The sequence below is a fragment of the Acidovorax sp. SUPP3334 genome (genome assembly GCF_030159055.1).
Classification (GTDB): Bacteria; Pseudomonadota; Gammaproteobacteria; order Burkholderiales; family Burkholderiaceae_C; genus Paracidovorax.
This window is the reverse complement of record NZ_BQXQ01000070.1, coordinates 1-10,051: the sequence shown is the minus strand read 5'-3', so window position 1 is coordinate 10,051 and position 10,051 is coordinate 1. Positions and strand designations below refer to the sequence as shown.

The window sequence follows — 10,051 nt, the reverse complement described above, 5'->3', positions numbered from 1 at the left end:
CGCTGCTGCCCGATGGGCGCATGCTGAACTGGCTGTTCTACGGCGCCGGCCATCTGCACCAGATCAACATCGCCCAGCCAGGACAGGATGGCGCGCACGAGGTCATCGCCGACATGGAGCGCGATGCGCTGCACCGCGAGGTCGAGCGCAGCCAGGGAGCCGCATCCAGCCGCTACGGGTACGACCCGGCCGGGCGGCTGGTGCATCACCGCGCCGGCCATCGCGCCAGCGGCAATGTGGCGAACGGCCGGGCAGCGCAGCCCGTGCTGGAGCGGGCCTACGCCTACGACCTCTCGGGCCAACTGGTGGCACGGGGCGACACCCTGCGCGGGCGCCAGGACTTCCGCTACGACCCCACGGGCCGCATCCTGGCGGCGTTGCCGGGGGCCGGCAGCCACCAGCCGCGGGAGTTGTTCGCCTTCGATCCGGCGGGCAATCTGCTGGATGGCAGCGAGGCGCAGGTCGGGCGGCACCACAGCAGCGAAGCCAGGACCGGCCTGGGCGTGGTCGGGGACAACCGCCTTCGCTTCTATCAAGACCTGCACTTCGAATACGACGTGCATGGCAATGTGATCAAGCGCACGCGGGGCAATCGACAAGGCGGCAACGCAAGCATCACCACGCTGCGATGGAACGCGAACCATCAATTGGTCGAAGCCACCACCGAACGCCATGGCGTGACGCAGACCACGCGCTATGCCTATGACGCGCTGGGGCGGCGGGTGTCCAAGGCGGATTCGTTCGGCGCCACGCACTTCCTTTGGGATGGCGATCTGATGGTGCTCAAGGAACGAGGCGGCAACGGGGCGCTGTTCGTGTACGAGCCCGACAGCTTCGTGCCGCTGGCCAGCATCCAGGGGACGGAGGAAAACCGGCACACCTACTGGTACCAGTGCGACCAGATCGGGGCGCCGCTGGAGTTGACGGATGCGCAGGGGCAAATCGCCTGGGCGGCGGATTACAAGGTGTGGGGAGAGGCAACGCTAAGGACCGTGGCGAGGACGGGGACCGATGATGGTCCCTCCCGCCGCCGCATGGGCAACGGACCGGGAATGGACTGGAGCGACGGTGCCAGTACCCGTTCATCCGCCCCGCCACCCATCGAGCAACCCTTCCGATTCCAGGGACAGCAGTTCGATGAAGAAACCGGGCTGCATTACAACCGGTTCAGGTATTACGATTCAACCATTGGTAGATTTGTTAGCCAAGACCCTATTGGATTAAATGGAGGTCTAAATTTATTTATCTATGGTGCAAACTCACTTAATTGGCTCGACCCCCTCGGCCTGAACACTCGAAAAAGAACCGAAAAACCGAATCAATCGCGCCGCAAATGTGATTGTGAAAAATGGAAAATAGAACGAGTAGATCGAATTTGCGAAGGACACGTACCAGGAGTAGGCAGAGTGAAAATTATGCGAGATCCGAAAGATGGCAAATGGTATTCAGAGGATCAAACTGGGCACGGAGGCAGTGCATGGAAGGTCTTTAATGGCAATGAAAAAAACATGACGTGGGAGGCAGATTTGGACGAATATGGAGATGTGATGAGCAAGCATAAAGGCGAAGCTGGCAAAAGTATTGACACAAGCAAGATGAAATGCAAAAACACATGAGCAATATAAAAACATTGCAGAAAATACTCGAGGAAATCCAAAAAGACTACGAGCCGCTTACCTCATTTGAATCTCACAAGCAAGCAGCAGCAAACGTTTTTTTAATTGAAATAGAAGAAAACAAAAAAAATATTATCATCAAATCAGATTTAAGCGAATTTTTTAATTCAATAAAATCAATTATCTCCAAAAAAGTCAAAGAAGCATCGACACTCTACTTTTGGATTGACGGCTATGCTTGCCAAATCAGATTTAGTCTCATAAAAAAAGGAGATCCATCAACATGCTTCAAATCAAAAATCCAATTGGTTGCTCCTGAAATAATTATCAATGCCTACTTACAAGAAGAGATTCAAACAGGACTAGATTCTGAGAATGGGCTTTGGGTTTTTGCGACGAACATCGAACCTGAAGAATTCAAATTGTGACTTCGGACGCGCCCGTCTTCCCCGAGACTTGCCGATGCAGCGAATCTTGCGCTTGCCGACGCATCAACCAATGCCATACATTCAATAGCAATCAGAACTATGGTATCAGGCACTTTTCATCCTTTTTCTTTTGGTGTGCGTGATTTCGTCAATTCAAAGGGTGGCAACTTATCCGATGAGAATATTGCACTTGAAGGAGTCGCCTGCAATCTCAGCGCTGGAAATAGTGGTTATGCAAAAGATGGCATGTCATGTGTAGAGAAAGGTAGCTGTGGAGCACCATATGGAAGATAACTTTTCAATCATCAAAATTCTTGCCGGCCACAATAAAAATGGCCCCGTTCACGAGGAGTTACCTGCAAAGCAATTAGACGATGGAGCTTATCGTTTGCTTGCTTCACCTGGTTTGGTTTTAGGACTGGCAAAAAATGATCTTATTTCATTAAATCAAGAAGGTGAGGCTCGATTATTGAGGCATGGCGGCAATTTTTGCATACAGATTTATCTAGAAAACCCAGACCAAGCAAAAATTTCCAAAGCAGCGGAAATAATCGACAGTAAACTTTCAGGAACAATTGATGGTACTGGCGGAGGAGTGATCGCATTCTCCGTACCGATAAGCAATGGCTTCCAAAAAACCAACGACACTTTCGATCAAATAAGTTCATTACTGGGATCAGAGTATTATTATACAAATGTATATAAAAATCTCGGAGGCATAAATGATGAAACATTAACAGACTGGGCGGAGCAACTCGATACATAAAGAAAATTAATTTAAGAGGAAAGCGCAATACCGAATTCTGTGGTTCCCATTTTTGTATCGACCTCAAGCCTTGCAGTTTCAACGACCTATGCCAAAGCAAACCCGCCACAATCATCGACAGATTGCTTTGCACTGGATGTGCCCAACCGCCAGTTGCTATTAATTCAATAGCAATCAAGGCAATCGGAACTAAGGCATCAAGCGCTTTTCACCCTTTTCTTCGGTGTGCGTAATCCCGTCAATTCGCTATCGCTCCCAAATCAATAGCATTCAAGGCATATTCCACTAAGGCAGCGGCCTTAAAACACCCTGAACCGCCTTTGCGGCTCTGTTTCCCTCCCTCCACCTCTCCAGTCCCCCTGCACCTCTCCATTCCATGGGCACGCACATCTTCAGCGGCGGCGAGGGCGCGATCACGCAGGTGGCGGACGGCTGGACGTTCGATCCGGCCACGCCCGTCAAGCTCAAGAAGAGCGGCCGGCAGGGCACGGCCTGGCACAGCAACAGCAGCACCTATATCCGCGTTCCACTGGGCACCATCAAGGAACACGGCACCGACATGTCCAACCGCTACGGCGCGATGGACCAGGGCCAGCACGATCCCGTCAGCACCATCGTGGGCTGGTTCACCAACGTCAAAGACCACGTGAACGAGCACGTCACCTATGTCAAATCCGTGGTGCATGAGGCCGGCGAGATGGTCGTCAACGGCGTGACCACGCTCACCAACTCCATCCTGAGCCAGCTGGCGCCCGAGACCCAGAAATTGATTCACAACACCACCGACGTGCTCGGCGGCATGACCGCGGCTCACTTCACGGACGCCGCCCAGGAGGAGATCGAACAGGCCATGGATTTGCTGCAGGACCCGTCCACCTACACCGGACTGGCCCTGTCGATGGCGGCGTCCGCGGCCCAGGGCATTCCCGTGATCGGGCAGGTGCTGGGGGGCGCCGTGGTGGCCGACCGTGCCCTCGCGATGGGCGAGGCGGGCGTCGCCGCCGTGCAGGAACTCAAGGCCATGATGGACACTTGGAGCTCCGACATGACCGAGCCGCAGAAGGAGGCGGCGCGCCAGCGGTTCGCCAAATGGCTGCTGCACGGGGGCATCGCGCTGCTGGCCGCCCTGGCGGGCAGGAAGTTCAAGACCAGCACCAAGAGCAAGGGCAAGAACGACACGCACGACACCCCCGCGCACAGCGACCGCAAGAACCCAGGCGGCAAGGGCCCGTGCGAGTCCTGCGCCATCGGCGGGCCCGTCATCCTCTCCAGCGGCCAGAAACTCATGGACGAGACCGACTTCTCCCTGCCCGGCCCCGGCCCGCTGCTGTCCCTGGCCTGGCGCCGACGCTACCGATCGGGCCTGGCCGAGGACGGCCCCTGGGGCCGTGGCTGGAGCCATCCGATGGCGCAGGAGCTGCGCCTGTCGGCCGACGGCATGGTGCTGCTGGACGAAGCGGGCCGCCATGTGCAGCTGCCCCACGTCGCCGTGGGCGGGGAGTGGTTCGACCCCTACGAGAAGTTCACCGTGCGCCGCCCGCATGGCGACGTGTGGGTGATCGCGCACAAGGGCGGGCTGGAGCACCACTACCGCCGCCAGGCGCCCGAGCAGTGGCGCCTGCCCCTGGCGCGGCTGCAGGATGCGAACGGCAATGCCATCGCGCTGCACTGGACCGCGGATGACACCGATACCGCCACGGGCGAGGTGCTGACCTGGAGTGCGCGGCAGGCCCGCGAACAGGCCATGGCCGATGGCACGGCCGGTGCGGCCAGTGCGGCCAGCGCGGGAACGTTCTCCTCTCCCTTCGCGCTGCCCCGCCTGGTCGGTGTGTCCGATTCGGCGGGACGCCAGTTGCGCCTGGTCTGGACGCCGCGCACGGCCGACGCCCCCGATACCGACCCATTGCGCGGCGCGCGCCTGTCCACGGTGGAGTTGCGGGTGCCGGGCCACACCGGCAGCCAGGTGCTGGCGTCCTACGACTACGACGCGCAGGGCCAGTTGGTCGCCACGCACCATGGCGGCCTGCCCTACCGCCAGTACGCCTGGCGCTCGGGCGTGCTGGTGGGCTACCGCAAGGCCAGCGGCCACCGCTACTTCGCCCAGTACGACGCGGAAGGCCCGCACGGCCGTGTGCTGCGCTCCTGGTGCGCCGATGCGCCCATCCCCGGCCAGGACGACGACCGCTTCACCTACCTGCCCCACGAACGCATCACCCGCCACACCGACGGCCTGGGCCGCGTGACGGCCTACCACTGGGATGCGCGCTTCAACATCGTCGCCACCGTCATCGCCGAGGGCTCACCAGAAGAACTGCGCGAAGCAACGCCGTTCGATGCCACCGGAACGGCCAAAGGCAGTATCGACCCGCTGGGCCGGCGCACCACGCTGAGGCACGATGCGCGGGGGAACGTGGTGCAACTCGTCAATGCACTGGGGCAGTCCACAGCCCTCGAATACGACGCGATGGACCGGGTGACCACGCTGCGCGATGCCATGGGTCATGCCTGGCAACGCGAGTACGACATTCGAGGCAATCTGCTCTCCAAAACCGATCCGCTTGGCCAGACCACGACCTTCCAATATGACGGCCAAGGCCGGCCAGTTGAGGTGACCGATGCCAAGGGCGGCAAGAAGGTACTGCACTGGGACGAGGCGGGCAACCTGATTGCCTATACCGACTGCTCGGGCCGCACCACGCGCTTTGCGTATGACGCGCTGGGGCAACTGGTGCAGCGCACCGATGCGCTGGGGCAGGCCACGCGCTACACCTACGACAGTGCGGGCCGGCTCGTCCATGTGGCCGAGCCCGGCACGGACAGTGCCACCGCCTTGCACCAGTACACCTGGAACGGCGAAGGCCATCTGTTGGCCTATGCCGATCCGCTTGGAGCCGTCACCCGCTACACCTACGACGGCGTGGGCCGGCCCCTGACCCGCATCGATGCAGCGGGCAGAGGTTTGGCCTACCACTACGACCGCGCGGGCCGCCTGATCGCCCTCGATAACGAGAACCGCGCGCAGACCACCTTCCGCTACAACCTGCGCGACCAGCTCACCGACGAGATCGGCTTCGACGGCCGCTGGCAGCGCTACGTGTACAACGCCGCGAGCGAATTGACCCACCTGATCGAGGTGGGCGGCAGCGAGGCCGGGCCGGGCAAGGTCACGCACTTCGAGCGCGATGCGCTGGGGCGGCTGCTGGCCAAGCGCACCCAGGGACACGAAGGCCCGCCCGAGGAAACCGCCTACCGTTACGACGCGCTGGGCCGGCTGACGCAAGCGAACAATGGCGCCGCCCATCTGGCATTCGCCTACGACCCCGTGGGGCAGCTATTGAGCGAGACACAGACGCTCATCGGCCAGGGTGGCCCTGGCCTGCCGGCGCGGCTGGGCCGCGCTGCGGTATCGCCTCAAGGATTGCAACGCTCGCTCGTTCACAACTACGACCCGCTGGGCAACCGCACGCAGACGCTGCTGCCCGATGGGCGCACGCTGAACTGGCTGTTCTACGGCTCCGGCCATCTGCACCAGATCAACATCGCCCAGCCAGGACAGGATGGCGCGCACGAGGTCATCGCCGACATGGAGCGCGATGCGCTGCACCGCGAGGTCGAGCGCAGCCAGGGAGCCGCATCCAGCCGCTACGGGTACGACCCGGCCGGGCGGCTGGTGCATCACCGCGCCGGCCATCGCGCCAGCGGCAATGTGGCGAACGGCCGGGCAGCGCAGCCCGTGCTGGAGCGGGCCTACGCCTACGACCTCTCGGGCCAACTGGTGGCACGGGGCGACACCCTGCGCGGGCGCCAGGACTTCCGCTACGACCCCACGGGCCGCATCCTGGCGGCGTTGCCGGGGGCCGGCAGCCACCAGCCGCGGGAGTTGTTCGCCTTCGATCCGGCGGGCAATCTGCTGGATGGCAATGAGGCGCAGGTCGGGCGGCACCACAGCAGCGAAGCCAGGACCGGCCTGGGCGTGGTCGGGGACAACCGCCTTCGCTTCTATCAAGACATGCACTTCGAATACGACGTGCATGGCAATGTGACAAAGCGCACGCGGGGCAACCAAAAGGCGGGGCACCATGAGGTGGTCCAGCTGCGCTGGAATGCCGATCACCAGTTGGTCGAGGCCAGCACCACGCGCCATGGCGTCACGCAGACAACCCGCTATGCCTACGATGCGCTGGGGCGGCGGGTGTCCAAGACGGACTCCTTCGGCGCCACGCACTTCCTTTGGGATGGCGATCTGATGGTGCACAGCCAACGGGGAAGCAAAGAAGCGCTCTTCGTGTACGAGCCAGAGAGCTTTGTACCCCTGGCAACTGTTCAAGGCATGCCAGACCAATCCGACACGTATTGGTACCAGTGCGACCAGATCGGGGCGCCGCTGGAGTTGACGGATGCCCAGGGGCGCATCGCCTGGGCGGCGGATTACAAGGTCTGGGGAGAGGCTACGCTGCGCACCGTGGCGAGGACGGGCACCGATGATGGTCCCACCCAACGCCGCATGGGCAACGGGCCGGGAATGGACTGGAGCGACGGTGCCAGCGCACGTTCATCCACTCCGCCGCCCATCGAGCAACCCTTCCGATTCCAGGGACAGCAGTTCGATGAGGAAACCGGGCTGCATTACAACCGGTTCCGGTATTACGACCCAGTAATTGGAAGATTCATCAACCAAGATCCAATTGGTCTAAATGGCGGCAATAATTTTTATATCTTTGCCCCTAATAATTATATTTGGATTGACCCCCTAGGCCTAATGGGCTACCGGACGGCAGCAAGAACAGAAAATGGTGTTTCCACAGGAAGAGAAATATCGGATAAACAAGCAATTCAGAGAGCACAAAGAGGGGAGGATATTCATGCAGATAGTCGCAGCGAAGCCGTCAGTTTAGCAAAAAGGTGCGCCTGTAAAAAACCCATGAAGCATCCAGCCCATCCTGATAGAGAAACAGGTAGCACAGAGGGCCGTCTTCCCCACGTTCATCCGAATAATCACGAAGGGACGACTGGAGATTCACACATTTTCTACCCAAAAAAATAATGTCACTATTTTTAGCCTATTTCGAAGAAAAAAACCCAACATCTTCAAATTATCAAGGCTTTAAGGATGTTGGCAAATTTAATATACCAAAAGAAATAAACGCAGGGACGGTCCGTTTAATTTATAAAGGAAAAACTATCGAGGCAACATTAATTAGCGATAAATCAAGGCAAAGCATAAATTACATATTTATAAAAAAAGATATCCAATCGCGAATAAAACTAATCAATTTTATTCAATCAAGAACCGCCAATTCCTGCATAATCATCAATATAGTTGGGTACATCGAAGGAAGCAAAAATACAGAAGTTAAATTACTAAAAAAAATATTTATTAAGGATATTGATAATTTTTTGGAAATCGAAAATTTCAGTCATATGCAAGGTCTAACCATAGGGCATCTCTAAAAACCTCAATTTTTGAGATTTCCATCCATGTAAATCAATGACTTACGTTAAATTCTTTTGAAAAATCAGGGTTTTTTGAGACACCCCAAAGCCTTGCAGGTGCAGCGAATCGCCCCCTCCCCCGCAAACCTGCAAAGCCATCCGCCAGTTTTTCAGCGCTTGTCGACCCAGCAACGATCGCTATGCATTCAATAGCAATCAAGCCAATCAATACTAGGGCATCCGGCCCTTTTCACCCTTTTCTTCGGTGTGCGTAATCCCGTCAATTCGCCATCGCTCCTATATCGATAGCATTCAAGGCATATTCCACTAAGGCAGCGGCCTTAAAACACCCTGAACCGCCTTTGCGGCTCTGTTTCCCTCCCTCCACCTCTCCAGTCCCCCTGCACCTCTCCATTCCATGGGCACGCACATCTTCAGCGGCGGCGAGGGCGCGATCACGCAGGTGGCGGACGGCTGGACGTTCGATCCGGCCACGCATGTCAAGCTCAAGACCAGCGGCCGGCAGGGCACCGCCTGGCACAGCAACAACAGCGCCGCCATCCTGATCCCGCTGGGCACCATCAAGGAACACGGCACCGACATGTCCAACCGCTACGGCGCGATGGACCAGGGCCAGCACGATCCCGTCAGCACCATCGTGGGCTGGTTCACCAACGTCAAAGACCACGTGAACGAGCACGTCACCTATGTCAAATCCGTGGTGCATGAGGCCGGCGAGATGGTCGTCAACGGCGTGACCACGCTCACCAACTCCATCCTGAGCCAGCTGGCGCCCGAGACCCAGAAATTGATTCACAACACCACCGACGTGCTCGGCGGCATGACCGCGGCTCACTTCACGGACGCCGCCCAGGAGGAGATCGAACAGGCCATGGATTTGCTGCAGGACCCGTCCACCTACACCGGACTGGCCCTGTCGATGGCGGCGTCCGCGGCCCAGGGCATTCCCGTGATCGGGCAGGTGCTGGGGGGCGCCGTGGTGGCCGACCGTGCCCTCGCGATGGGCGAGGCGGGCGTCGCCGCCGTGCAGGAACTCAAGGCCATGATGGACACTTGGAGCTCCGACATGACCGAGCCGCAGAAGGAGGCGGCGCGCCAGCGGTTCGCCAAATGGCTGCTGCACGGGGGCCTCGCGCTGCTGGCCGCCCTGGCGGGCAGGAAGTTCAAGACCAGCACCAAGAGCAAGGGCAAGAACGACACGCACGACACCCCCGCGCACAGCGACCGCAAGAACCCAGGCGGCAAGGGCCCGTGCGAGTCCTGCGCCATCGGCGGGCCGGTCATCCTCTCCAGCGGCCAGAAACTCATGGACGAGACCGACTTCTCCCTGCCCGGCCCCGGCCCGCTGCTGTCCCTGGCCTGGCGCCGACGCTACCGATCGGGCCTGGCCGAGGACGGCCCCTGGGGCCGTGGCTGGAGCCATCCGATGGCGCAGGAGCTGCGCCTGTCGGCCGACGGCATGGTGCTGCTGGATGAGGCGGGCCGCCATGTGCAGCTGCCCCACGTCGCCGTGGGCGGCGAGTGGTTCGACCCCTACGAGAGGGAACCTCTCAAAACCCAGCCGGTCACTTGTTGACCAAGACCAGCTAACCCATTACTTGCCATGATCACACCCCGAAGTGCGCTGAAGTTCGACCTGTTCGCGCAGGCTTCGCGCCAACACAAGAGAGATGAGGTGGGCGATCCGCTGCAAGCGATCGCGCGGCACATCGACTTCGGCGAACTGGCCCGGCTGGTGGATGCCTTGATCGAACGCGGGGATGGCCGCCGGGGCGGTCGGCCCGCCT

6 protein-coding genes and 1 pseudogene are annotated in these 10,051 nt (G+C 59.3%); all 7 read left to right on the top strand.

The features are described from left to right. Positions 1-1,616 (top strand): RHS repeat-associated core domain-containing protein (locus AVHM3334_RS22855; protein ID WP_284415750.1); only part of this gene is annotated, 1,616 nt, incomplete at its 5' end. Then, the gene (locus AVHM3334_RS22850; protein ID WP_284415749.1) at positions 1,601-2,044 is read left to right on the top strand and encodes a hypothetical protein; all 444 of its coding nucleotides are present in this window, start codon (positions 1,601-1,603) and stop codon (positions 2,042-2,044) included. The genes AVHM3334_RS22855 and AVHM3334_RS22850, both read left to right, overlap by 16 nt. Positions 2,045-2,327: 283 nt before the next feature. Further along, positions 2,328-2,810, top strand: a complete 483-nt coding sequence (locus AVHM3334_RS22845; RefSeq protein ID WP_284415748.1) for a DUF4265 domain-containing protein — start codon at positions 2,328-2,330, stop codon at positions 2,808-2,810. Positions 2,811-3,186: 376 nt separating this feature from the next. Next, complete coding sequence (locus tag AVHM3334_RS22840) at positions 3,187-7,854, top strand: RHS repeat-associated core domain-containing protein (protein ID WP_284415747.1); 4,668 nt, start codon at positions 3,187-3,189, stop codon at positions 7,852-7,854. After that, entirely contained in the window at positions 7,854-8,261 is a 408-nt protein-coding gene (locus AVHM3334_RS22835) for a hypothetical protein (protein WP_284415746.1), read from the top strand. Before AVHM3334_RS22840 ends, AVHM3334_RS22835 begins: the two co-directional genes overlap by 1 nt. A 400-nt stretch (positions 8,262-8,661) precedes the next feature. Next, positions 8,662-9,840 (top strand): DUF6531 domain-containing protein, encoded by a 1,179-nt coding sequence (locus tag AVHM3334_RS22830; protein WP_284415745.1) that lies wholly within the window; start codon positions 8,662-8,664, stop codon positions 9,838-9,840. A gap of 27 nt (positions 9,841-9,867) precedes the next feature. Beyond that, a pseudogene (locus tag AVHM3334_RS22825) lies at positions 9,868-10,051 on the top strand (IS5/IS1182 family transposase); the annotation flags it as partial.

Excerpts from the sequence above, each read along its gene's own strand:
- AVHM3334_RS22830 (WP_284415745.1), top strand. The coding sequence starts at position 8,662 with ATGGGCACGCACATCTTCAGCGGCGGCGAGGGCGCGATCACGCAGGTG.
- AVHM3334_RS22845 (WP_284415748.1), top strand. The coding sequence starts at position 2,328 with ATGGAAGATAACTTTTCAATCATCAAAATTCTTGCCGGCCACAATAAA.
- AVHM3334_RS22840 (WP_284415747.1), top strand. The coding sequence starts at position 3,187 with ATGGGCACGCACATCTTCAGCGGCGGCGAGGGCGCGATCACGCAGGTG.
- AVHM3334_RS22835 (WP_284415746.1), top strand. The coding sequence starts at position 7,854 with ATGTCACTATTTTTAGCCTATTTCGAAGAAAAAAACCCAACATCTTCA.
- AVHM3334_RS22850 (WP_284415749.1), top strand. The coding sequence starts at position 1,601 with ATGCAAAAACACATGAGCAATATAAAAACATTGCAGAAAATACTCGAG.